Consider the following 25413-nt stretch of genomic DNA (forward strand, 5'->3'; position numbering starts at 1 on the left):
TCCGCAGAGCTTGGCACAACGGCTGGAGACTCCCCGCAAGCGGATGCGGAAGATCCAGACTTGGCATCTGATAAACCGGAATTAACCGCTAATAATGACAAGGAAGACGGAGATATTGCTGCTCCTGAAGACTGCATGCCTCTGGATGCAGGGACAGCGGATGAATCCCAAGCGGAATCGGGAACTGGCGAAGACGCCGGAATTGGCGAAACTGGTGATAATGCTGAAACCACCGAAACCGCAGGTTCCGACCCGGCTGTCCCGGCAAAGAATGATTCCGGAGCGGAAGCAAACAATGAAGCTCCTGCTGATGTTGCTTCTAAGGAAGGCGAAGAGACGGGGAACCAGGACACCGAAGTCTCTAGCGAGCTTGGTACAGATGATTCGTCCGCTAACAATTCATCTGACTCAGCTGATGATCTCGAGCCTTCGGATGGGGCAGACATACCGGATCAAGAGGGAACGTTAAATGACGCTGCTGCTAAGGGCTCACTCAAGGACGGTGAACAGGACATTGAGGCAGCGGAGGAGTTAGGCTCACAGGAGCCGGAGAACAGTAAAAAGGGCTTTTTTGCCCGGTTGTTCGGAGATGAAGAGGAGACAGAGGAGACAGAGGACGATGATTCAGACACCGAGCCGGCTGAGGCTGCTGGTGACAAACCGTCTGAGAAACAGCCGTCCGGGAAGGTGCAGGCAAGCCCATCCGGCAAAACAGTAAAAAGTGCAGGCAAGAATAATGAGGGCAATTCAGAGGACAAGAAAAGCAAGGATCCCCGTCAGGAGAAACGGGATGCTGAGTTATCCGATTCCCTCGAGCAGTCCGTCATATATTGGCAGGGGGATGATAAAATCCCGCATAAGCTGGAGGATACCAAGAACACCCTTACCGAAGTAATGGGATTGGGTTCCTCTTTTGATGTGGTGTTCCGGGAGATGACCTTCGGCGGCCGTAAGGCGGCAATGCTGTGCATCAGCGGTTTCGCTAAGGATGTGATCATCGATGAAATCCTTAAGCGCTTGACGTATCTTGTTCCAGAGAATATTTCCGCGGATGTCCTGGCCAGCTTTATGACAGAGTACATTCCTCACGTGCAGGTGGAGAAAGGGGAATTATTAAGCGAGAGCATCAACAAGGTCCTTTCGGGAATGAGCGTTATTTTTCTGGAGGGCGAGACCGAAGTTATCATCATGGATACCCGTTCTTATCCCTCGCGAAGTCCCGATGAGCCGTCTATTGAACGGGTGGTGCGCGGAGCGAGGGACGGGTTCACAGAGACGCTGCTGAGCAACGTCGCTCTGGTCAGAAGACGGATTCGCGATCCGGGTCTGAAATATGAGATGCACCAGGTGGGCCGCCGCACACGTACAGATGTCTGTGTTGCTTATATTGACGATATCGTTGACAAAACCCAGGTGAAGGCTGTTACCGACAAAATAAAGAGTGTAAATATGGACGGTATCCCGCTTGCCGACAAACAGCTGGAGGAGGCCATCGTCGACGGAGGGTGGAATCCGTATCCGATGGTCCGTTATTCAGAGCGTCCGGATGTGGTTGCCTCCCATCTGCTGGAAGGCCGGGTGGTGGTTTTTGTCGACACTTCTCCGAGCGTAATGGTTTTGCCGACAACCTTTTTTGATCTTTGCCAGCACGCCGAGGAGAACCGGCAGACACCTTTTATGGGGACTTACCTGCGCTGGGTGCGTTTCATCGGGATTTTTGCCTCACTATTCTTGCTGCCGCTCTGGATGCTGCTCGTGATTCACCCTGAGCTGAAACCTGCAGTGCTCGAATTCATCGGACCGCAGAAAACTGCCAAAATCCCGCTGCTGGCCCAGTTCCTCCTTGTTGAGCTGGGGGTAGATCTGCTGCGGATGGCAGCTGTGCACACCCCGACTCCACTCGGTTCGGCCATGGGTCTGATAGCAGCTATCCTGGTGGGGGACATTGCGGTTCAGACAGGTCTATTCGTTAATGAGGTTGTGCTGTATATGGCTGTCGCATCCATTGGCATGTTTGCTACGCCCAGTTATGAGCTGGGGCTGGCCAACCGGATCGTCAGGCTTGCGCTGCTGTTAGCCGTTGCGGCGTTCCAGGTGCCAGGCTTTATGATCGGCTCTACCCTCGTGATCGTCCTGCTGACTATGAACCGTTCCTACAATTCTTCATATATGTGGCCGTTTATACCGTTTAATGCAAAGGCGATGGGTGCTATTCTACTGCGCCAGCCTGTGCTCAGCTCCAAAACAAGGCCTTCCTTCAACAAAACCAGAGATAATACACGGATGGCTCCGGTTCAGAAGAAAAAAGACAAGTCGTAGGAAAATACAAATCAACTGCAAATTAGTCCATTCAATGGCGTTCCCTCTGTCTGCTATACTGAATACACTAAATAGATAGGGTGGAACATGACTTTCCACAGAAATTGGAGGACTGCGCAAATGTTTTTACACGGTACGAGCCGAATTAATGATGCCAATCATCTGGAGATTGGCGGATGTGATGTGACGGAATTGAAGGCGGAGTATGGTACCCCGCTATATATAATGGACGAGCAATTGGTCCGGCGCCGGTGCCGCGAATACATGGAGGCTTTTACTGCATCCGGGCTCGGATTTCAGGTTGCTTATGCCAGCAAAGCCTTCTCGGTTATGGCGATGTGCCGCTTGGCTGACGAAGAAGGATTGTCACTGGATGTGGTGTCGGACGGGGAGCTGTATACCGCGCTTCAGGCCGGGTTCCCGGCAGAGCGCATTCATTTCCATGGCAACAACAAAACACCGGATGAGATCGAGATGGCCATTGATGCCGGAATCGGCTGCTTCGTAGTCGACAATCTGGTAGAACTCAGCTTGCTTCAGGCGATTGCTCTGCGCAAGGAAGTCACCGTTAATATTCTGCTGCGGGTGACTCCAGGTGTGGAGGCGCATGCCCATCACGCCTATGCTTCGACGGGCCAGACAGATTCAAAGTTTGGTTTTGACATTGGCAATGGCTCTGCACTGGAAGCGGTAAGCCGGGCTTCACAACAAGAGAATCTCCAGTTGCTGGGCGTTCATTCCCATATCGGTTCGCAGATTTTTGAAACGGAAGGTTTTGAGCTTGCGGTTGAGCGGATTGCCGACTTCACCCGCAAAGTTAAAGAAGATCTCGGCGTATCCTTCCCGGTTGTCAATCTTGGCGGCGGCTTCGGAATCCGTTATGTTGAAGGCGATACACCGCTGAAGGTGTCTGAATATGTGGCTGCCATCACAGGTGCGGTGAAGACGCATTTTGCCGGAATCGGCGAATCGCTGCCGCAGATCTGGGTAGAGCCAGGACGCAGCATTGTGGGCGATGCCGGAACTACGCTGTATACTGTGGGTACGAACAAAGAGATTCCAGGCGTGCGCAAATATGTTGCCGTTGACGGCGGTATGACTGATAATCCGCGTCCGGCATTGTATGAATCCAAATATGAGGCGCTGCTGGCTAACCGTGCGGCAGAACCGAATGAAGAAACAGTCTCCATTGCCGGCAAATGCTGCGAAAGCGGAGATATGCTGATCTGGGATGTGGAGCTGCCGAAGGTGGAGAGCGGAGATTTGCTCGCTGTAGCCTGCACAGGCGCATACAACTACTCCATGGCCAGTAACTATAACCGGATTCGCCGTCCGGCAGTCGTATTCGTGCAGAACGGTCAGAGCGATCTTGTGGTGCGGCGGGAGTCCCATCAGGACATTATTGCCAACGATGTGATCCCGGCTCGTATTGCGAAGCAGACGGTGACGAAGTAAGAATATCTGCGGACACCGTAGCGAAGTAGCATGCAGCAGGCGGAAATCCTTTTCCGTCTGCTTTGCTTTGTGCGTGATTTCATAGTAAACTAATAAGCGTGTTCAACATCTGTGATTTCGAAAGGGGTATTTACATATGGCAAAGCAAGCGAAAATTACACTTGAAAATGGCGGCGTCGTGCTGATCGATCTGTTTGAGAACGATGCACCCAACACAGTTGCCAACTTTGAAAAGCTGGCAAAAGACGGCTTCTACAACGGTCTGGTCTTTCACCGTGTCATTCCCGGCTTCGTAGCTCAGGGCGGTTGCCCGAATGGTACAGGCTCCGGCGGTCCGGGTTATACCATCAACTGTGAGATCAACCCGAACAAACATGAACGCGGTTCGCTCGCTATGGCCCATGCCGGCAAAAACACTGGCGGAAGCCAGTTCTACATCGCCTATGCTCCACAGCCTCACCTGGACGGCGTACACACCGTATTCGGTAAAGTCGTAGAAGGTATGGACAAGGTAGATGCTTTCCAGGGACGCGACAAAATGACTTCGGTGGAAATTATCGAAGCTTAATTTTTCCTGATTTTGTACAATTCCAACAAAGGCAGACCTCCGAATAGGAGGTCTGCCTTTTTGCTGTCTAACGAATCTATTATTCTAGCGTCCCATACGGTCATGACGGGAGTTGAAACGCTGCGGAAGCCAGAAGAATATCAGATACATCAGCAGAAAGACAACAAAGGCAAAGGCCTCTTCAACAAGCAAATAGTATGGGTAGGCTCCAAAGTAGTCCAATACCGAAAACGTGCCCGGCTTGTGAACGAGGAACATATAGTTGGCTCCCAAGGTGCGATCTGCGGCATAGACCAGGGCAGCGACGATATTAAGGCAGAGCATGGTGAAAAAGAGTGATTTCCAGGTGGGCTTGTAACCTTCGATCCAGGTCATGTACAGCGAAGCCAGAACGATTCCTCCGTGTGCCACAAAGAATAATAAGAAGCGGAAATGGGGAAAGGGGTACACCAGATTAGGCGTCAGCAGTGCAATGAATGCACCCCCCGTTCCGGCGAAATATAGAGAAGAATAGAGCAGACGGCTGCGGGTAAGCAGCATAACGATGGACAGGAGTAATGTGATTCCACACAGTTCCAGCGGCAGGGAGGAGTCTTTTTCCCATATCTCTTGAGTGATGTACCATAGCTGGAGACTGCCTTCCGAGAATAGCAGTACGGCTACAAGCAGCAGGCGGATGAATGCCCTTAGTCCCGGGTTAGAACGGATGGTCTGGCGAAGGCCGAAGAGCAGCACACAGAAACATGCGACTAAAGATACAGCTATCCAATGTGATGCTGAGAACATCATGAAATCGATGGCATGCTTACGGTTCCAAAAAGCGTGATCGTTCACGGGTTTCCCCCTTGGAAGTCGAGAATAATTTGACAAAAAATAAAAATCCGGAATTTTAACAATTTCTGATTCTAATGATCTACTCTAAGGTGATATAAGTATATATCGCAGACTCTGGCCAGAAAAGGAAAATATATAGAAAATCTACATAAGTTGACGCATGGATGATCCGGAATACATAACTGGCTTTCAAGCGGAGTATGTCTATAACTGGGCGGTTCGGCGGCAATCTTGGGCAGAGGCGCGGCAATAGGATCAGAAATCCGACAAAACACTGGGGAACGGGGGCTTTTGAGTATGGTGAAAAAAAGAGTAAGTGTGGCCTTGGTTATCCTCGTGCTGTTAGTGCAATATGCATACGGCATAGGGTTTACTACGCAGGTAACGGCTGCAGGAATTGAGAATGACCGTGATATTATTACAAGCGTGTCTATGGCGGTGTACGGGCCAGATGGCCAGACAGTGACAGATAATGTGTATGAGGTGGATTCCAAGGTCACTCTGGACTATACATGGGCGCTTCCTAATGGACACGGATACGTTGCAGGAGACACGTTTGCTTTTCAGCTTCCGGCACAATTCCAGCTGTTTAACGACATTAGCGGTTCGCTGGTTTCGGATGATGGAGAGGTAGGCACCTTCACGGTCAGCCAGTCCACACATCAGGTACTCATGAGCTTCAACAGCTACATCCAGACGCATGACAACATTCAAGGTACTCTTAGCATCCATACTCAATTTGACAAACAGGTCATTTCAGGCAGTACGACCCAAGATATTATATTCCCTGTCAACGGGGGTTCTCAGACGGTTACGGTGAATTTCAAGCCGTCCGTGGGTTCAACGATTGAGAAAAAAGGTACCCCGGACGGCTTCAATGCGAGACATATTGATTGGACTGTCGATGTCAACAAGAAGCTGGAGGCGGTAACCGGTGCGGTTATTACGGATCCGGTTCCCGAAGGCTTGTCCATGGACAGCACCGTTTCGCTAGCTGTATATCAACTGGGTATTCAACTGGATGGCACAGTCACTGTAGGTGCACTGATTGACAGCAGCAAATATTCTTATGATATTGCGGACGGGATGCTTACAGTGCGCTTCACTGATCCTATAATCACCGGAGCATACCGGATTGCCTATTCGACGGCAGTGGCGAGCGATGTGCTGAGCAGTTTTACGAATACGGCTACTTTTGCGGGAGAGGGACGTGACCCGGTAAGCTCATCCGCTACCGTAACCATTGAGCGTGGCGGAAGTCTGAACAAGATGGCAACGAACTATGAATGGGGTAAGCAGATCATCACCTGGGCCATCGAGTACAACTATAACAACAAAATAATCCCGCAAGGCAGCGGGGTGCTTACAGACTACTTCAACGACTCGCAGAGGCTGATTACAGATTCGCTGGTCGTCTATCCGGTGACCCTCAACTCCACAGGTACAGCCATAAAAGGGACACCTCTTCTGGAGAACGTGGACTATACCGTAACCGGATTAATCGGTGTGGAGAAAAACGGCTTCAAGCTGGAGTTCCTGAAAGATATTTCTTCAGCCTACCGAATTGAATACAAAACCCAATCCTTAGCCCGTGTAATAAAGGACACCACCATTACCAATACCGTCTCGGACAGCACCTATAGTGTGGATGCGACACAGAAGATCCGTTCGGCCATCATATATAAAACACTGTCAGGAGTAGACTATAAGAATCATACTACGGAGTGGAAAATCACTGTGAACGGTGACAATCTGCCCATGAGAAACGTAGTGGTGACCGATACCTTCCCGCAGGGAGGACAGAAGTTCATTCCGGGAACTCTGGTCGTAAGGGATGCAAGCGGCACAGTCTTGAATGAGTCCGATTACGAGTGGGGGCTGAATAAACCGGATGAACCGAAATCCGGATTCAAGGTCAAGTTTAAGAAGCCTCTTTCCGTAACCCATACCATCACTTACCGGACAGAGTTCAATAACGACTGGCTCTACGGCAATACAGATAATTTTGTGAACAACGCCCGGATTGACTGGAAAGATGTTGAAGGCCGAGCGCTTTGGACGGAAGCTAAGGGACTGTTTATTCCCCGTGCCGAGGTGAAGAACAATGGTTTCAAAACAGGGTCCTATGATGCTAGACATAAAATATTCGCCTGGAGCCTGGGGATCAATTACAACAGTAAGGCGATTGCCGACCCGAATATAACGGATATCCTGACTTCCGGACAGACAATCGGGGATAACTCAATGAGGGTCTTTAACATGAATATCGATGCCAATGGTGAACCGTCCCGCGGATCAGAGATTCCTAAGAATGCTTATTCTTATTCTGTCGGCACCGGCAACGAACTGAAGATTGAATTCGCAGATGCGATAAGCTCCCCGTATTACGTAGTGTTCAATACACGTATTGAAGGACAACTGATCGGTCCTTCGGTCGATAATGCTGCGAAGCTTTTGGATGGCACCAAGAGAGTATCCAAGGATTTATACGCTACGGTAAACATTCCTTATGGAGGAGAATATGTCTACAAGGATGGCTTGCAAAATGGTGATAAGCTGAATTGGACTATCTTTGTCAACCGTTCACAGTCTTATGTGGAGAATGCGGTACTGACCGATATTCCTAGCTCGAACCAAATCCTGCTTCCGGATTCTTTCCACCTCTATCGTACCTTAGTGGCAGGTAACGGAGAGATTTTCAAGGACGATTCAGAGTTAGTGAAGGATGCGGATTATACCTTGAACATCAGTACGGATGCTGACGGCAAGCAGAGCTTCGTACTCCGTTTCCTTAGTAATATATCTTATACTTATATTCTGGAATATCAGTCACTGATCGTTGCGAATACTGGAGATAAACTGATCAATACTGTCAATTTCAGCGGTTTGAATGTGAAGTCGGTCACCCAGGACACTACCAAAGAAGTTATAGTAGGTGTTTCCAGTGGTTCGGGAACAGGCAGCGGTATACGCGGAACGCTGACAGTCCAGAAGCAGGATGCAGCAGACAGCGGACTTAAACTTGCGGGGGCAACATTCGAGCTGTATCGCCTGAATGGATCCGAACGTCTGCTTGTTAACACCCGGACGTCAGATGAGGAGGGTCATGCGGTGTTCAACAATATCTGGCTGGGAAGCTATGTATTGATTGAATCGGCAGCTCCTTCAGGATATGCGCTGGATTCCCGTGAGTATCCGGTGACCATTGGCTCTTCAGCCAATATCAAATTGACTGTGCTCAATACGAAGCTGGCACCAGCGACAGCTTCGCCGACACCGACGCCGACGCCGACGGTATCTACTGTACCTGGCGAGTCGTCGACACCGGCTGTGTCAACACCACCAACATCGACGACAATTCCTACTGCAGCACCAACTCCGACGGTTGTTCCGGGAGTACCTGCAACAACCATACCTGCGGCTTCAAGTGTGCCAGGGGTCATCATCAATGAACCGCAAATACCTGCAGGTGCGGTAGTTACTCCAGGTACAACACCGTCATTATCACCATCGCCTTCTTCGTCACCGGCAGCAGTCATATTGCCTGATGATGACATTCCGCTTGGCGGTGTGGAGGTCGACGAGAATGATGTTCCGAAAGGAACGGTTGCCGAAGCGTCAACCGGCAAACTGCCGCAGACGGGAGAGAACAGTCCTTTGCCTATCTACATGGCGGGTCTGGGTCTAATCCTTACAGGCTTAATCCTAAGCATGGTATTCAGAAGACGTAAAGAGTAAGGATTACCCAAGCATTGTAATAAATGCACGCGGCAGAGTTGTTGCCGCGTGTATTTTTTTTATAGCCAAATTCCTCTGGTCTTAAGAAATGCTATAATAACTTCAAACACAAAGCATAGGAGGAAGTTCATATGTGGTCGGAATTTAAAAAGTTTGCCTTGAAGGGAAATGTACTCGATCTTGCAATAGCGGTGGTGATTGGTGCAGCGTTTGGCAAAATTGTATCCTCGCTGGTTGCCGATATTATTATGCCGCTGATAGGTATGATCACCGGCGGAATCGATTTGAGCGGACTCCATTTCACCCATGGAAAGGCAGTAGTGAGTTATGGTGTGTTCCTGCAGACGGTCGTTGACTTTTTTATCATCGCCTTCTCCATCTTCATGGTGATCAAGCTGGCTGGCCGCTTCAAGCGTAAGGAAACGGTAAAAGTTGAGGTAGTGGAAGAACCTGCCCCCGGTCCAGAGGTAGTCCTGCTAACGGAGATTCGTGATTTATTGCGTGCGGATCATCAGGTGCAAAAAGATAATTGAGTTACTTAAATAAAGTTAATTTCATAAACGCACTTGCATTTCCTGTGTCAAAGTGATAATTTTGTTGTAGGTAAACTTAAAAATAATTAAATATTATCAATCCTTCAGGGCAGGGTGTAATTCCCTACCGGCGGTGATGCTTCTGCAATTAGCTGAACAAGCTGATGGCGCTGCTAAGTCCGCTACCCGCTTCGTATGTATCATATGGACGGTGGACCTGGTGCAATTCCAGGACCGACAGTATAGTCTGGATGGAAGAAGGAGAGATTGACGTTCTGTGCTTATATAGACAGGCGTACTGCAGTGTTATCGAATAATATGTGCGAACTTTCACAATTGTTTTTTTGACTGTGAAACGCGCAGTTTTATTCGAACTGCCAGTAAACTCTCGTATAACCCGTCTTGAACTCCACCTGGAGATTGAGGCGGGTTTTCTATTGTAACAGAATGTTTCGAACAGAATCAGGAATGATACAGCTAGAGGATCGGAGGCAGGACATGGATGCAATGAACGATGAATTCTATATGTCGCTCGCCCTGGATATGGCGGAAAGAGCGCAAGGACAGACAAGTATTAATCCTGTAGTTGGCTGTGTAGTTGTAAAAGACGGTGCAATGATCGGGCTGGGCACTCATCTGCAGCGCGGGACTGGTCATGCTGAAGTGCATGCGCTGAATATGGCGGCAGGCCAGGCACAAGGCAGTACAGCCTATGTAACCCTTGAGCCCTGCAGCCACTATGGCAAGACTCCGCCCTGCAGCCAAAGGCTGATCGATGAAGGTGTAGCCCGTGTGGTCGTGGCTTGTGAGGACCCTAATCCCCAGGTTGCCGGCCAGGGCATTGCCATGCTCCGCGAGCAGGGGATTGAGGTTGAAGTAGGGCTGCTCCGCAGCCGTGCACAGCGTCTTAATGAGAAGTTCATCAAATATATTTTGACGAAGCAGCCATTTGTCACACTCAAGAGCGCCAGCACGCTCGACGGGAAGCTCGCGACCCGGACAGGGGACAGCAAATGGATATCCAATGGCCAGTCCAGGGAGATCGTACATACGCTGCGGCACCGTCACCAGGGTATTATGGTCGGGGTCAACACGGTGATCGCCGATAACCCTTCCTTAACGACCCGAATGGATGTGCCGGGACTGAACCCTGTCCGTATCGTGATTGACTCGGCGCTGCGGATTCCACTGGATTCCGCAGTCGTAAGCGATGGTCAGGCACCTACCATTGTCGTGACTACAGAATCCGCTGATCCGGTAAAGCAGGAGCTGCTTAAGGACGCTGGTGTGCAGATCGTTATCAGCGGCAACGGGCCGCGAGTGGATCTGAAGGCGGCGATGAGCGCGCTAGGCGAATTAGAGATCGGTTCGATCCTGCTCGAGGGTGGTGGAACGCTCAATGGCGCCATGCTGGAGAGTGGGCTGGTGGACCGAGTGATTCTTTTCTTCGCTCCGAAGATTGTCGGCGGCGGTGCTGCTGCACCTGGAACCTTTGACTTTCCGGGTGTCGAGCTGATGAAGAATGCGATCACACTCGAAGGATTGGAAGTCGAAGTGCTCGGGGATAATGTGTGTATCAGCGGGACGCCTATCCGCTAAAGCAAGTTTCAGGAGGGGATCACATGTTCACAGGCTTGATTGAGGAGGTCGGCGTCCTGCGCGGGGTAACCAGTGGCGGCGAAATGATGGTGCTGAATATCGGCGCTTCCCTCATTATGGATGATTTGAAAATAGGAGACAGTGTATCCGTCAATGGGGTTTGCCTTACGGCGACCTCCCTCGGAGATCATTCTTTTACCGTAGATGTTATGCCCCAGACTTACCGCAACAGCACGCTTAAGGAGCTGCGAAGCGGCAGCAGGATGAATCTGGAACGTGCCATGGCTGCAGGTGGGCGTTTCGGAGGGCATATCGTTCAGGGCCACGTGGATGGAACCGGTGAGATTCGTTCGGTCAAACGGGATCAGAATGCGGTTGTGTTCGAAATAGCGCCGGAGCGTAAATCGCTTTTCAAATTTATTATTCCCAAAGGATCTATCACGATTGATGGCATCAGCCTGACGGTGGTGGACACCTCGGCTTCCATGTTTACCGTTTCAATTATTCCACATACGCTCGGCGAAACGGTCCTGGCTCACAAACGGAACGGGGACCGGGTCAACATCGAATGCGATGTGCTCGGCAAATATGTGGATCATCTGCTGAACTATAGATCACGTTCAGGAGATGGGGAAGAGGATAACAGCTCCCGGATCAGCCACGATTTTCTCGCGGCGAACGGGTTTGTATAAATTATGAACAGGCTTACGGTTAGCCCGCAAGGTTAGACGTAAAGCTGTCAGGAGGACAAAATGATGAGCCAGCAAGCGAAGAATGACAGCGTCCTGGACCCGATTGAGGACGCGATATACGATTTGATGCGCGGCAAGGTCATTATCGTGGTTGATGATGAGGACCGGGAGAATGAAGGGGACTTCATCGCACTAGCCGAACGATCTACACCGGAAGTGATCAACTTCATGATTACCGAGGGACGCGGACTGGTCTGCGTGCCGATTACAGCAGAACGGGCGGAGGAGCTGGATCTTCAGCCGATGGTGGCAAATAACACCGATAACCATGGCACTGCCTTCACCGTCTCCGTCGATCACAAGGATACCACCACAGGCATCTCTGCCGCAGAAAGATCATTAACCATTCAGGCCCTGATGGATCCGAATGCCAAGCCTTCCGATTTCCGCAGACCGGGCCATATGTTCCCGCTGATTGCGAAGAAAGGCGGCGTGCTGCGGCGTTCCGGCCATACGGAAGCTGCAGTGGATTTGGCCCGCATGTGCGGTGCTTATCCGGCCAGCGTTATCTGCGAAGTCGTGAAGGAAGATGGGACGATGGCCCGTCTGCCGGATCTGGTGGAGATTGCGAAGAAGCATGATCTCAAGCTGATCAGTATAAAGGACCTGATTCATTATCGCAATGAGAAGGAGCAGCTGGTGAACCGTGAGGTGTCGGTCAATCTGCCGACAGACTTCGGCGTTTTCCAGACGATCGCGTACACGAATGAAGTAGATGACAAAGAGCATGTTGCTTTGGTCAAAGGTGATATTTCCGGTGAGGAGCCAGTGCTGGTACGTGTACATTCCGAATGCCTGACCGGAGATGTGTTCCATTCCCACCGCTGTGACTGCGGACCGCAGTTCGAAGCGGCGCTTCGCCAGATTGAAGCCGCAGGCCGCGGTGTTCTGCTCTATATGCGCCAGGAGGGACGGGGCATTGGTCTAATTAACAAGCTTCGCGCCTACAAACTTCAAGAGGAAGGTCTGGATACTGTAGATGCCAACCTGAAGCTGGGCTTCCCGGCCGACCTCCGTGATTACGGGATTGGAGCACAGATCCTGAAGGATCTTGGAGTGCGCCAGATCAGGCTGATGACCAACAATCCCCGCAAGATCAAAGGGCTGGAAGGCTACGGTCTAGAGGTTGTGGAACGTGTGCCGATTCAAATGCCGGAGAACAAGGACAACACCAACTATCTCCATACGAAGCAGGCCAAGCTGGGCCACCTGCTGACTTTTGATAACATTGAACAAAATGAGGATTCCAAGCTGTAACATCCATAACTTACTAACTTACTAATGAAGGGTAGATGAATACAATGCCGAATTATTTAGAAGGACATTTAGTATCCGAGGGACTGAAATACGGGGTCGTTGTAGGCCGTTTTAACGAGTTCATTACAAGCAAATTGCTGTCCGGCGCACTTGATGCATTCAAGCGACATGGTGTAGGGGATGATGAAGTGGATGTAGCCTGGGTTCCGGGAGTATTTGAAATTCCCTTGATCGCCCAAAAAATGGCTGAAAGCGGCAAATATGATGCGGTTATTACTCTTGGAACCGTCATTCGCGGATCTACGACACATTATGATTATGTGTGCAACGAGGTAGCTAAAGGAGTAGCAGCGATCAATCTCAAAACAGGTATCCCAACTATCTTCGGTGTGGTTACAACCGAGAATATTGAGCAGGCGATCGAGCGCTCCGGAACCAAAGCCGGCAACAAAGGCTGGGATGCCGCGACCGCTGCAATTGAAATGGCGAACCTGAACAAACTCTTCAAAATATAAACCTTCTATTTCTGCTTGAGTAAAGGAGCCTCTTGACGAATCGGCTTAAATCGTGCTTATTTATATGTATAAGAAGAAAGCATGAACCATAAGAACTTTCTACTTGTGTAGCGCCCGGGCGGCGCTGCACTTTACTTTTTTTTGGCGGGAGGAAACCGCGTGACTGTACTGTACAAGCTGGAGACGTTCGAAGGTCCGCTCGATCTGCTCTTACACTTAATTGACAAAGCGGAAATCGACATCCAGGACATTCCGGTCAGCGAGATCACCGAGCAGTACATGGAATATCTGCGGAGCATGCAGGAGCTTGAACTGGATATTACGAGCGAATTTTTGGTGATGGCTGCAACCCTCTTGTCGATCAAGAGCAAGCTGCTGCTGCCGAAGCCGCCGGTGATCGAATTTGAAGATTTCGAATATTACGAGGATGACGGCTACGATCCGCGGGCAGAGCTGGTTCAGCGGCTGATTGAATACCGAAAATTCAAGAGCATTGCTGTGCAGCTGCTGGATATGGAGAGTGAACGAAGTCTGATTTTTACCAAGGAGCCGGAGGACCTGGGTCCATTCGTGCCAGCCCAAATCGACAATACGATCAAGGGTCTGCATACTGCGGATCTTATCGCTGCCTTTCGGAAAGCGCTTAGTAAAGCAGCTAGAAGATCCTCTTATCAGCGCATTACCCGGGATGAAATTTCGGTGAAAGACAGAATACGGGATGTGTCTGAAGCCCTCCAGCGCAAGGGGGCAGGTGGCAGAATGCGGTTTTCTGCATTGCTGCATGATGAAATGGCCAGGCATGAGATCGTGGTCACCTTTCTCGCTATTCTGGAGCTGATGAAGATGAAGGCGATATTCTGCTATCAGGAGAAATTATTTGATGACATCGTAATGGAGTGGAGAGGAGGAGAAGCATTTAGTGGAATACAAAACGCTGAAATCGATTATTGAAGGCCTGCTGTTCTTGTCCGGCGATGAAGGGCTGTCTGTGCGTCAGATCGCTGAGATCACCGAGCAGCGGCCGGATGTTGCCGGCAAAGCGCTGGAGGAATTGAAAGAGGATTATATTTCACAGGAACGTGGTCTGCAGGTGGTGCAGATTGCCGGCAATTACCGGCTGGCAACACTGCCTGACCATGCTCCGTATTTTGAGCGGCTTGCCTATTCGCCCTCACGTTCATCGCTATCACAGGCAGCGCTTGAGACGCTGGCTATTGTCGCCTACCGTCAGCCGATTACCCGAGTAGAGATTGAAGAGATCCGTGGTGTGAAGTCAGAGCGGGCCATCCATACGCTGAACAACAAGGATTTGATCCATGAGGTGGGGCGTGCAGAGGCAGTGGGCCGTCCCATTCTCTACGGAACAACTAAATCGTTCCTCGAGAGCTTTGGCCTGGCGGACCTGAAGGAACTGCCGGAGCCTTCAAGTTTCGATGGTTCCTCCGACGATCTGGAAGAGGAGACGCAGCTCCTGTTCAGCAAGCTGGATAGCCAGATGAGTTTTGAGGATACGGAACAGGCATAATGCAACCATACTTTTATGAATTAGCATAGCCCTAATATCCCCCGACATAATGCGGAATCACCGCATGAAGGAGGTTATGGGGCTTTTTTGTCGGAGTATGGAATTTATTCCAGGTCAAATAGCCATACTAAACCAAAGGCTCCTAATATAGGGTTGCATGGAGGTTACTTTCGTGACGTTATGGCTGGCAATATCCCTCGCGCTGCTGCTGCTTGTGATTGGACTGCTGCTTCTGATATTGACTTCATACATACATTTTCATTTCCGGTTGTGCAGGCTGGGAACAGATGACCGATTAGAACTGGATATCAAAGCCGTCTTTGGCTTGGTCAAATTTCACTATGAATTGCCTGCGCTGGTGTTTCAGGGGATGGAGAAGGGTATCAAAGTCAAGCTGGAAGAGAGCGGCATCGCACCGGTCCGTACAGATAAAGACGAAGAAGAGCAAATCGACAAAGAACTGGTTACCGAATGGCTGCAGAATATCCGTAAGGCGCTTAAGGCGACATATGGTCTGAAGAAATGGCTGAGAAATACGATGTCCCATCTCCAGATCACGAAGTTTGACTGGTCCACTGATTTCTCACTGGGGGATGCGGCTGGGACGGCGACGGCAGTGGGTGCACTTTGGGGACTGAAGTGGACGATTGCAGGCTGGTTGTCCAGTCTGGTCCGGCTGAAAAAGGCCCCAAAGCTGTTTGTTGCTCCGGTTTTCCGGGATGAGCTGTGCTTCTCCACCGAAGCAGTATGTGTCGGAAAGCTGTCTGCAGGCTATGCTTTTTTTGCAGGGATAGTGCTTCTGCGGCGCATATCCAAAGTGGAAGGCGGTCTGCGCCGCTGGAGGGAACTGTTAAGCCGCAAAACTCAAAGTCCCATGGGGAAATCCGAATAGCGGACAATAAAAAAGACAGTGGCGCTGTAGTTACTTGCGTCCTGTCTTCTAATGTTATATTGCGGTTTATATAAGCGCCGGGGACTTGGACTTGAGGAAGAAGACCTGTGGATTGTTAGCAGCATCCTCTGTTCTGTACATCATTAATTCAAAAGCTTCTCCGTTAAGCTCCATAGGAATTTGCTCCCGTCCGTCCAGATAGGCAACGGTTCCCAGGGCCATTAGGCCTTCTGCACTTATCCCTACTAACAGTCCGCCTAGTTCTCTGACTTGTTCTATGTTGCTGCCTTTATCCATCTTCTCTTCCAGAGTATAGGTTAGCGTAATGATCTCTGCCAGATTGCTTTTTCCGGTCCGGCCAACTTCAATATGCTTAACAAAGACTTTGGAATTCGCATTTTCCAGGGACAGAGCAGGACCTTTGTTTATAGAATAAGGGTACCAAAAATGATGTTCTCCCCATATTTCGCGGCTGCTTGCCCTTTCTCCGATATAAACCTGCTCAAAGTAGGTAGGGCGGTTCGGTTTGTCTGCTTTGAACCAGATCAAGCGGAGCGTATCGATCCAGTCTTCCTTGGAACAGCCGGCGCGGATATGATGATAATCCTCAGCGTATTTGCGGGCAAGGCGCATAGGTGCCGTAACGGCTGCATATTCAAGGAACTCATTGATTTCTCTCGAGTTTCCGGATGAGGCCGAATCACTCTGCTTAACATTCTGTTCATAACTATTATGAAGCTGCATGAACAGATCGTAGGACAGCCTTTTGCCGCTTGGGATGACGACCTCCTTGAAGATTTTGATCTGATCTCCGTCACTCCACTCCTTTCCTTTATCCGCATACTGCTCCGGCATAGGATTCATATCTACGACCACATACCCCTTGTGCGGATCCTTTTGCCCATCACTTAAGCCTTTTACCAGAGGCATCACGCCGCTGCCTTCCATATCCGCTTGCCAAATTTTTGTGAAAATCATCACTCAGCCTCCATAGACAGATTTTTCTGCTTAGGCATCATTTTGGCCTCTCCGGCGGATTTTATGTGAGGCGAATTGGCGAAGGCTAGATCTGGACAGATCACCAGAAGCTTTTTGATTGCCTCCGTATTTTTATTATCATCTGCTGTACATATCATACCCGGTATATGAGCAAACTGTTACAAGAGTAGGCATTTCCCTTATCTTTTCAGAACGCAGAGGAGGAGTACTTAGATGTCAGATCACCCGATTCAAGGTCTCATGCAGACCGCTATGGAAAATATTAAAGGCATGGTGGATGTCAATACGATTGTTGGCGATCCGGTAGAAACACCTGATGGCAGCGTGATTCTGCCTATTAGTAAAGTAGCCTTCGGCTTTGCCGCAGGCGGCAGTGATTTCCGCGTGGAAGATGATGCTCCGAGTGTGAATGGTACAGGGTCCGGTGTCAAAATGCTTCCGTTCGGCGGCGGTAGCGGCGGCGGGGTATCGATTCGCCCGATTGCTTTTCTCGTAGTCGGCAGAGAAGGTGTGCACATTGTACCACTGGATAATCAAACCCATTTGTTTGAAAAAATTATCGATGCCACCCCGGGGCTCATTGACAAAATTCAAACTATGTTCCAGAATGGCTCACAAAATGGTACTCCTGTAGGTGCAGAAGTGGTAGGAAACCCGGTGGTCAAAAAAGAAGTGATCAAGCACGAGACGGTCACTTCGGATCCTTCGACACACTAGTTGTACAGGTTCATTATGACAACGGAATAGCAGCCAAGGGGATATCGCTTAGACGGCGGTGTCCCTTTTTGTTGATGATAAAGAAGGACATACCTGTCCCTTGCCCTGCATACACTTGTACTATACAAGCGAACTGATAAGAAGCCGGAGGATGAACATGAATACACCAAATCTTAAATCGCCGCTGATCATTTTAATATGTGCTCTGCTGCTCTGTATAGCTCCACAGCCTATCATTCAAGCCGAGAATAGCACCATCTCCACCCATGCCAGAGCTGCAGCGCTGATTGATGTAGAATCGGGCAGGATGCTGTACAGCAGCCGTGGGGACGAGCCTATGCTGATTGCCAGCCTGACCAAGATCATGACTGCTCTTGTGGCCATAGAACATGGGGATCTGCTCTCCAAGGTCAAGGTGGGCAGGAATGCCTTCGCCAAAGAGGGTTCCTCTCTGTATTTGAAACAAGGAGAAGAAATGACTTTGGAGGATATGCTGTACGGGCTGATGCTGCGCTCGGGAAATGATGCGGCAACAGCAATCGCGGAGCATGTGGGAGGAACGGAAGAGGGCTTCGTCTATCTGATGAATGCCAAAGCGGAAGAGCTGGGGCTTCGGAATACCCATTTTGCCAATCCCCATGGACTGGATGCGGAAGGCCATTATTCCAGCGCGAATGATCTGGCTGTACTCACAGCCTATGCGATGCATAATCCGGTATTTAAGAAGATTGTCAAAACCCAGGAGAAAACGGCTGATAATCCGTATGAGAAATGGGACTACAAATGGCATAACAAGAATAAAATGCTGCGCTTGTATGAGGGGGCAGACGGGGTGAAGACGGGATATACCAAAAAAGCACTCCGCTGCCTCGTTAGCTCCGCTACCCGGGGGGGCCAGCAACTGGTCGCTGTTACGCTGAATGATGGGGATGATTGGAATGATCATGCGGCGCTGCTGGATTTCGGGTTCAATCATTATCCGCTCAAGCGGCTCGTTGAACGGGGAGAAGGAATTAGCGGGTATGGTTACGTGACAGGCCGGTCATTTTCGTACCCTCTAGGCCAGGGCGAGGAAGTGCGGCTTGTTACCAGGCTTGTACTTAATCCGGAGATAAAGGCGGCTGAGCCGAAAAAGACGCGAAGCAACACTGGCTTTGGACTCAAAGGAATCCTGGTACTGCAGCTTGGCGGCAAGGAGATAGGACGTGTTCCAGTCTATCCGCCGGATCAGCTGCCGCCAGAGCAATCCCCCTATTATAAAAAATACGGATCGGCAGGAGCAGCAGCGTATCCGGTGCATCATTGGCTGCAGGCATTCGGCAGCGCACTGCGGGCTCTTTTTCAAATGGGTGAGACAGGGAAGTGAACCGAAGGCGGCATAGAATGGGGAGGGAATCACATGATTAATGGAATTTGGCTGGGGATGATCCTCATCGGCTTTGTATTTGCGGCTGTGAACGGCCGCATGGACGCTTTCACGGCTGCTGTCTTTGACGGAGCAAAAAACGGGGTCACTGTCAGTTTTGGCCTAATCAGTGTCCTGGTGTTCTGGATGGGGATCATGCGGGTTGCCGAAGATGCGGGCCTGCTCAAAAAAATTGCCAAAGTGCTGGGCCCGCTTGTTTCTTATCTGTTCCCTGATGTGCCGAAGGGTCACCCCGCCATCGGCTACATCCTATCTAATATGAGTGCCAATCTGCTCGGTCTCGGCAATGCAGCGACACCAATGGGGATCAAGGCGATGCAGGAGCTGCAGACCCTGAATCCGGACAAGGAGACTGCGACTCCGGCAATGTGTACACTGCTCGCGCTGAACACCGCCAGCATTACCCTGATCCCGGCAACGCTGATTGCCATCCGGCTGAACTATGGATCGGCAGATCCTGCGGCTATCGTCGGCACCACACTGGCGGCAACTGCGGTAGCGACGTTGGCGGCTATTGCTGCAGACAGGTTGTGCCGCCGCCTGGCACTCCTCCGCAGGCCACCCGGGCCGCCGCCTGCCGTAAAGCCAGTTCATTCTGCGCTGCCGCATACTTCCCTGAAAGGGTGAGCCTGCCTTGTTTCAGCTAATCAGCCTTATCTCGGCCTGGGCAATTCCGGTCATGATTACCTTTATTCCACTATACGCATTCACACGTAAGGTTCCAGTCTATGAATCCTTTGTCGAAGGGGCTAAGGACGGCTTCGGTACCGCTATAGCAATCATTCCGCATCTTGTCGGCATGCTTGTTGCCATTAATGTTTTTCGTGCATCGGGTGCCTTGGACTTCCTCATGAGCTTCATCGCTCCTGCCCTTGACGGTTTGGGCGTGCCTGCCGAAGTATTGCCGCTCGGCTTATTGCGTCCGCTTACGGGTACCGGCTCACTTGCGTATACCACGGATCTTATTAGTGTTCACGGTCCCGATTCTCTAATCGGTATGATTGCCTCTACGATACAGGGAAGCACTGATACTACTCTGTATGTGCTGACCGTGTACTTCGGCGCCGTAGGCATCCGCAACGGGCGTTACGCCCTCAAGGTTGGGCTTTTTTCCGATATCGTCGGCTTTGTTGCCGCAATTGCCGTGTGTCTGCTGGTGTTTGGGTGATCTCTGCTGCTGGATATCCGTGGAGGATCGCTGGCGGACATCATGTCATGCTCCATGAGCAGCATTATCTTGCGAACGGTAGAGGATACAGCTCGCTACGCACTGGAATGCTCTTATTTGCGCACTACCCTCCCCCTTAAGTGCGGGTGAGGGCTGTTTGGCTTTTATCTTTGAACGTGCCTAGCTGCTTTGACGGAGTAACGGAGAGGAAGTTTGGAACTGTAGGAGCGTCAGCGGCGGGAAGTCCAAACGTACCTTGGAGTTACAATTAGTCAACTGGTCAAAGTTTTTAGTCCACAGCCTCACCCCGCTCCCCCTTGTGTCATATGCTAATGCACCAATACAGGAGGGAGCTGACAGAAATAGATGGAGTACAAAGGCTTTATTCTGCATCATTCCCGCTGTCCGTCGATTAATGGCAAGGGCTTTGACTTTTGGGTAGGAGCAGATGGTTCGATTTATGCCGCGCCGCTGCTCACCGACCCGGAGTATATTCATGTTTGCCTTGAGGGTAACTACGGTGAGGAGAATATGCTGCCGCCTGTGCTTAAGCGTGAAGTTCAGCTGTTTGCGGCCGGCAAGCTCATCTTGGAGTTAGCTTCGCGTTATCAAATTGACCCGCTGATGGTAGAAACCCACACAAAAACCTGTCCGGGAGCATTTTTTCCTTGGAATGAACTTGTGATTTATCCCGCTGATGGTTATCATTAACCTGAGGTGACTAGTCGAAAATGGAAAGATTACAGAAAATATTGGCGCAGGCAGGTGTAGCGTCGAGACGCAAGTGTGAAGAAATGATTTTGGCCGGAAAAGTGGAAGTCAACGGGGAACTCGTAACTACGCTTGGCACGAAGGTGGACCCCGCAACAGATATAATTAAGGTCGCAGGTAGACTGATCCGGGGCGAGAACAAAATCTATATTATGTTCAACAAGCCTAAAGGTGTGATTACAAGCGCTTCCGACGACAAGGGACGCAAAGTGGTAACGGATTACCTGAAAGGCATCAAAGAGCGTGTATACCCTGTAGGCCGTCTGGATTATGATACAGAAGGGCTGCTGCTGCTGACGAATGACGGAGAGTTTGCCAACCTGCTCACCCATCCGAAGCACCATGTACCCAAAACTTATCTGGCCACGGTCAAAGGGGTGCCGCATGGAAGCGCGCTGGACAAGCTGAAAGCCGGCATCAAGCTGGAAGACGGTATGACTGCACCGGCAGAAGTAGAATACAAGGATATCGATGAAGCCAACAAAGAAACCGTCATCAGCATTACGATTCATGAAGGCCGCAACCGTCAGGTACGGCGCATGTTCGAAGCGGTGTCCCATCCTGTCATCCGGCTGAAGCGGATCTCCTTCGGGGATATCCTGCTGCAGAATCTCAAGCGAGGCTCATACCGCCATTTGACCAAGGATGAGATCAATCATCTTCAGCAAATTGCCAAGGCAGGGATGCTAAAAGCGAACCCAACCCGCAAAGACACATAAAGTTCACAATTTCCCCTCCTAAAACTGTGACAATATTCGTTATAATGTTCATAGGATGTTCACACCTAACAACTAAAATAATGAGTTGCGTCACAGAAAGGGGCTTGGCGTGTGGGCAAAGCGAGAAAGCCGGTTCAAATTATCATTCTGTTTGTAATCATCCTGCTTGGAGGTTATGCAATCGGTTCCTCGGTATTTGGAGGAGACGGGAAGCCCAAGGAAGGCGGCAAAGCTCCGTCTTTTGAACTGCTGGGGCTTGATGGCCTGACTCATACGCTTAGCGAATACAAAGGCAAGTCCGTGGTGCTTAATTTCTGGGGTTCCTGGTGTGCCCCATGTGTCAAAGAGATGCCTGCACTGCAGGCGCAATGGCAGAAGTGGAAGGATCAGGGCGTAGTGGTTGTAGGCGTAAATGTCGGTGAGGATCAGATGACAGTCGAGAATTTTGTAAAGCTTGTCAATATCAATTTTCCCGTGGTCATGGACAGCAGCCGCGATGCCGTCCGCAGCTATGGTGTGTCACCGCTTCCAACCACCTTCTTCATTAATACCAAGGGCAGGGTGGACAGCATTCACATCGGACAGCTGGATCTTGGCACACTTGACGATCAGATCAGGAAGCTGGTGGAGCCGTGAAGGAACAGCGAACCCCAATGATCACCAACACCAAATGTGAATGCGGCCATCAGAATCCGGTAGGTACGGTCCTTTGCGAGGCCTGTGGCAAGCCGGTCGACGGAGAGGAACAGCTCTCCGCAGGCAATCTGGAAATGCGATATGACGGTGTAGCCCGGCGTTCACAGCGGGTGAATCCCGGGGTGATCGACCTGGTGTGGAATTTTTTCTCCTCGGTCAAGATCGCCATTTATCTGATAGTTCTGACTTTGCTGGGTTCTATGCTGGGAACGATATTTCCCCAGGAGAGCACTTTTCTCAATATTGATGCATCAACCTATTATCAAGAAACGTACGGAACAGCCGGGGAGATTTACTATAAACTCGGCCTTTCGCACACCTATGAATCCTGGTGGTTCGTGTCTCTGCTAGTGCTCATTGGCGCCTCACTGGTTATCTGCAGCCTCGACCGTGTGCTTCCTCTATACAAGGCATTAACGCGGCAAAAAATCCGCAAGCACCGGCAGTTTCTTACCCGTCAAAAGGTGGTGCTTGTGACTGAGCTGCAGGAAGAGCCTGAAGTCTGGGTCGGAAGTCTGGTGAAGCCGCTCCAGAAGAAGGGCTACCGTGTCCGGACAGAGGGAGGCGCACTGCTCGCCGAGAAACACCGTTTTAGCCGCTGGGGGCCTTATGTCATACATATTGGCCTGATTATTTTTTTACTGGCAGTATTGGCCAGAGGTCTCCCGGGGCTGAATATGGATCAGCATTTGGCATTTCAGCAAGGTGATGCAGTAAGAATTCCAGACACTACCTATTATCTCGAGAACGAGAAGTTTACTGTAGAGTTCTATACAGAGGAAGAAATGCCCAAGGAATTCCGCGGGACCAAAGTTCTTCCGAAACTTTACGAGACTAAGGCTGTTCTCTACGAATGCACTGCAGACTGTACAGACCCCTCCAAGGAGCCTAAGCTGACCGAGGTGGCCAGACATGATATCCGGGTGAATTCTCCGCTTAGCTACAAAGGTTTGAAAGCGTATCAGTTTGACTATGATCTAACCCCGGTACTGCGTTCGGTACAGCCGGAACTTATAAATTCTAAGAATGGTGAGGTCTATGGCAAGTTCAAGCTGGACATGAAAAATCCGCAGCGGACATTTCAGCTTGGCCCCTATACGCTGGAACTCAAAGAGAAATATATGGACTTCGGTTTGAATGATGAAGGACAGCCAGTGTCCAAATCCCCCAATCCGAATGCCCCAGCCTTCCTGTTCCTCATTACAGGACCGGATCTGCCGGCCGGAGGGCAGCAGTATTTCTATTTTCCAAAACAGGTGGACAAAGAAAAGTTCCAGATGAATGCCATTAATGACAAGCTTGGCGGCAACGGGCGGTTCCTTGAGCTTGAAGTAGGGAGCATGGGAGATGTGGATTTCTCGGAATCAACAGCTTACCTGAACCTGCGCGTAGACCGGGCTATGCCTTTTGTCTGGATTGGTGCGGGCATTGTTATGCTTGGATTGGTGCTTGGCTTCTACTGGCAGCATCGGCGGATATGGCTGGCTATCGATCATGGTGAGCTGGTACTCGGAGGTCATACGAACAAGAACTGGTTCGGCTTCCGCCGCGAGATCGTGTCGATTCTGGCGAAAGCGGATCTGATCGTGGATGAAAAATCTCTGGATAACGGGGGAGGCATGACATGAGCTTGCTCGACTTCAGCAGTGACGTCTTTATTGCCGCATTTTTTCTATACAGCGGGTCATTCATGTTATACACTATTGCGATTATGGGCCGGAAATGGTCCGGCAGGAAACCGGAGGAGCACACTGCCCGTTGGGGAAGGATTGCTTTTATCGTATCCTCTTTGGGCCTGGTTTGTCATCTTGCCTATTTCTTCACCCGCTGGGCCGGGTCTGGGCATATTCCGGTCAGCAACATGTACGAATTCATGACATTCTTATCCATGATGGTCATGGTAGCTTTTACTGTGATTTTCTCTATTTACCGCAAAATTATTCTCGGAGTCTTCGCGGTACCGATCTCGATCATAGTTATGGCATATGCGGCAGTATTTCCCCAAGAGGTTCAGCCGCTCATCCCTTCGCTTAAATCGATTTATCTCAATATTCATGTCACGCTGGCCGCATTGGGCGAATCCTTTTTTGCCGTAGGTTTTGCCGCCGGGCTGATGTATCTTCTTCATACTGTTAATTTTGCCGGCAAGGAGAAGGATGATCGTAAGCAGCAGCGTCTGGTAGAATTTACTCTGTTCTCAATCATTGTTATAATTGGGTTTCTTGGATCGGTTTTTGCTTTTCGGGGTGCAGGATACGAAACGGTTTTCGTTCGTTCTAACGTTACGATTGACAGCCCCGGGCAGGGAGATAGTACAATAGAGAAAGTGAGTTATAAAATGCCACCCATCGTGGCACCTTACCATAGCGAAATTGAGAGCTTCCAGCCCTTTCTTGGAATGAAAGAGCCGCTTTTTGAAGCGCCATCTTGGATGAATGGTGTCAATGCCGGACGTAAATTCAACACAGTTCTCTGGTCGCTGATTTCCGGTTTGATTGTATATGGAATTCTGCGTCTGGCTGCCCGCAAACCGCTGGGCAGAGCGATTCATCCGGTTCTGGATGGAATTGATGAGAATGACCTCGATGAAATTACGTACAGGGCAATTGCCATCGGCTTCCCGATCTTTACACTGGGGGCTTTGATTTTTGCAATGATATGGGCACAAGTGGCCTGGGGCCGGTTTTGGGGATGGGACCCCAAGGAAGTCTGGTCACTGGTCACTTGGCTGTTCTACAGCGCCTACCTGCATTTGCGGCTCGCCCGCGGATGGCAGGGACGCAAATCTGCATGGCTCGCCGTACTCGGCTTTTTGGTCGTAATGTTTACCCTGGTTGGAGTGAATCTGGTGATTGCCGGACTTCATTCCTATGCCGGAACAGACTGAATCTACAATCTGCCGAAGAGGCACTTATACCTAAGGGTAACGT

23 protein-coding genes and 1 riboswitch are annotated in these 25413 nt (G+C 50.4%); of the genes, 21 read left to right on the plus strand and 2 right to left on the minus strand.

The annotated features are described in order from the left end of the window. Nucleotides 1–687: 687 nt before the first annotated feature. From AC0MA3_RS18365 to AC0MA3_RS18375, 3 genes are all read left to right on the plus strand, one after another. Nucleotides 688–2319, plus strand: coding sequence for a spore germination protein (locus AC0MA3_RS18365; protein WP_474657301.1), 1632 nt, complete (start codon nt 688–690; stop codon nt 2317–2319). A gap of 120 nt (nt 2320–2439) precedes the next feature. Further along, on the plus strand, nt 2440–3774 hold the full coding sequence (gene lysA / locus AC0MA3_RS18370; RefSeq protein ID WP_474657252.1) for a diaminopimelate decarboxylase: 1335 nt from the start codon (nt 2440–2442) through the stop codon (nt 3772–3774). Between the two features lie 136 nt (nt 3775–3910). After that, complete coding sequence (locus tag AC0MA3_RS18375; RefSeq protein WP_074087558.1) at nt 3911–4342, plus strand: peptidylprolyl isomerase; 432 nt, start codon at nt 3911–3913, stop codon at nt 4340–4342. Between the two features lie 84 nt (nt 4343–4426). On the opposite strand, the gene AC0MA3_RS18380 is transcribed toward AC0MA3_RS18375, so the two are convergent. After that, nucleotides 4427–5176 (minus strand): YwaF family protein, encoded by a 750-nt coding sequence (locus tag AC0MA3_RS18380; RefSeq protein WP_474657253.1) that lies wholly within the window; start codon nt 5174–5176, stop codon nt 4427–4429. Nucleotides 5177–5473: 297 nt separating this feature from the next. On the opposite strand from AC0MA3_RS18380, the gene AC0MA3_RS18385 reads away from it, so the two are divergent. The 9 genes from AC0MA3_RS18385 (at nt 5474) to AC0MA3_RS18425 (ending at nt 15987) form a co-directional block, all read left to right on the plus strand. After that, nucleotides 5474–8914: a collagen binding domain-containing protein gene (locus AC0MA3_RS18385; protein ID WP_474657254.1), complete on the plus strand. Its 3441-nt coding sequence runs from the start codon at nt 5474–5476 to the stop codon at nt 8912–8914. Between the two features lie 131 nt (nt 8915–9045). After that, complete coding sequence (gene mscL, locus AC0MA3_RS18390; RefSeq protein WP_474657255.1) at nt 9046–9447, plus strand: large conductance mechanosensitive channel protein MscL; 402 nt, start codon at nt 9046–9048, stop codon at nt 9445–9447. Nucleotides 9448–9543: 96 nt separating this feature from the next. After that, nucleotides 9544–9714: riboswitch (FMN riboswitch) on the plus strand. A gap of 231 nt (nt 9715–9945) precedes the next feature. Further along, the gene (gene ribD, locus AC0MA3_RS18395) at nt 9946–11046 is read left to right on the plus strand and encodes a bifunctional diaminohydroxyphosphoribosylaminopyrimidine deaminase/5-amino-6-(5-phosphoribosylamino)uracil reductase RibD (protein WP_474657256.1); all 1101 of its coding nucleotides are present in this window, start codon (nt 9946–9948) and stop codon (nt 11044–11046) included. A gap of 23 nt (nt 11047–11069) precedes the next feature. Then, a complete protein-coding gene (locus tag AC0MA3_RS18400; protein ID WP_474657257.1) occupies nt 11070–11738 on the plus strand; it encodes a riboflavin synthase in 669 nt (222 codons plus the stop codon). Nucleotides 11739–11801: 63 nt separating this feature from the next. Further along, nucleotides 11802–13055, plus strand: coding sequence for a bifunctional 3,4-dihydroxy-2-butanone-4-phosphate synthase/GTP cyclohydrolase II (locus tag AC0MA3_RS18405; protein ID WP_379162199.1), 1254 nt, complete (start codon nt 11802–11804; stop codon nt 13053–13055). A 44-nt stretch (nt 13056–13099) separates the two neighbouring features. Then, on the plus strand, nt 13100–13570 hold the full coding sequence (gene ribH, locus AC0MA3_RS18410) for a 6,7-dimethyl-8-ribityllumazine synthase (RefSeq protein WP_379162202.1): 471 nt from the start codon (nt 13100–13102) through the stop codon (nt 13568–13570). 159 nt (nt 13571–13729) lie between these two features. Further along, a complete protein-coding gene (locus AC0MA3_RS18415; RefSeq protein WP_474657258.1) occupies nt 13730–14521 on the plus strand; it encodes a segregation and condensation protein A in 792 nt (263 codons plus the stop codon). Continuing rightward, a complete protein-coding gene (gene scpB, locus AC0MA3_RS18420; RefSeq protein WP_379162208.1) occupies nt 14490–15095 on the plus strand; it encodes an SMC-Scp complex subunit ScpB in 606 nt (201 codons plus the stop codon). The genes AC0MA3_RS18415 and scpB overlap by 32 nt, the downstream gene beginning before the upstream one ends. 172 nt (nt 15096–15267) lie before the next feature. Further along, nucleotides 15268–15987 carry a DUF2953 domain-containing protein gene (locus AC0MA3_RS18425; RefSeq protein WP_474657259.1) on the plus strand — a complete coding sequence of 240 codons (720 nt, stop codon included), beginning with the start codon at nt 15268–15270 and terminating at the stop codon, nt 15985–15987. Nucleotides 15988–16053: 66 nt separating this feature from the next. On the opposite strand, the gene AC0MA3_RS18430 is transcribed toward AC0MA3_RS18425, so the two are convergent. Beyond that, a complete protein-coding gene (locus AC0MA3_RS18430; RefSeq protein ID WP_474657260.1) occupies nt 16054–16965 on the minus strand; it encodes a hypothetical protein in 912 nt (303 codons plus the stop codon). Nucleotides 16966–17199: 234 nt separating this feature from the next. Between AC0MA3_RS18430 and ytfJ the strand changes: the two genes are divergently transcribed. From ytfJ to ccsA, 9 genes are all read left to right on the plus strand, one after another. Continuing rightward, complete coding sequence (ytfJ, locus tag AC0MA3_RS18435) at nt 17200–17703, plus strand: GerW family sporulation protein (protein ID WP_379162217.1); 504 nt, start codon at nt 17200–17202, stop codon at nt 17701–17703. A 151-nt stretch (nt 17704–17854) separates the two neighbouring features. Continuing rightward, complete coding sequence (locus tag AC0MA3_RS18440; protein ID WP_474657261.1) at nt 17855–19069, plus strand: D-alanyl-D-alanine carboxypeptidase family protein; 1215 nt, start codon at nt 17855–17857, stop codon at nt 19067–19069. Nucleotides 19070–19102: 33 nt separating this feature from the next. After that, nucleotides 19103–19756, plus strand: coding sequence for a nucleoside recognition domain-containing protein (locus AC0MA3_RS18445; RefSeq protein ID WP_474657262.1), 654 nt, complete (start codon nt 19103–19105; stop codon nt 19754–19756). Nucleotides 19757–19808: 52 nt separating this feature from the next. After that, nucleotides 19809–20297 (plus strand): spore maturation protein, encoded by a 489-nt coding sequence (locus AC0MA3_RS18450; protein WP_474657302.1) that lies wholly within the window; start codon nt 19809–19811, stop codon nt 20295–20297. Nucleotides 20298–20663: 366 nt separating this feature from the next. Continuing rightward, on the plus strand, nt 20664–21008 hold the full coding sequence (locus tag AC0MA3_RS18455; RefSeq protein WP_379162225.1) for a peptidoglycan recognition protein family protein: 345 nt from the start codon (nt 20664–20666) through the stop codon (nt 21006–21008). Between the two features lie 20 nt (nt 21009–21028). Continuing rightward, nucleotides 21029–21787, plus strand: coding sequence for a pseudouridine synthase (locus tag AC0MA3_RS18460; protein WP_379162228.1), 759 nt, complete (start codon nt 21029–21031; stop codon nt 21785–21787). Nucleotides 21788–21898: 111 nt separating this feature from the next. After that, nucleotides 21899–22423, plus strand: coding sequence for a redoxin domain-containing protein (locus AC0MA3_RS18465; RefSeq protein ID WP_379162231.1), 525 nt, complete (start codon nt 21899–21901; stop codon nt 22421–22423). Between the two features lie 17 nt (nt 22424–22440). Next, the gene (gene resB / locus AC0MA3_RS18470) at nt 22441–24111 is read left to right on the plus strand and encodes a cytochrome c biogenesis protein ResB (RefSeq protein WP_474657303.1); all 1671 of its coding nucleotides are present in this window, start codon (nt 22441–22443) and stop codon (nt 24109–24111) included. Beyond that, nucleotides 24108–25370, plus strand: coding sequence for a cytochrome c biogenesis protein CcsA (gene ccsA, locus AC0MA3_RS18475; RefSeq protein ID WP_474657263.1), 1263 nt, complete (start codon nt 24108–24110; stop codon nt 25368–25370). The genes resB and ccsA overlap by 4 nt, the downstream gene beginning before the upstream one ends. Nucleotides 25371–25413 lie beyond the last annotated feature (43 nt).

The sequence above is a fragment of the Paenibacillus sp. LS-5 genome (genome assembly GCF_056121505.1).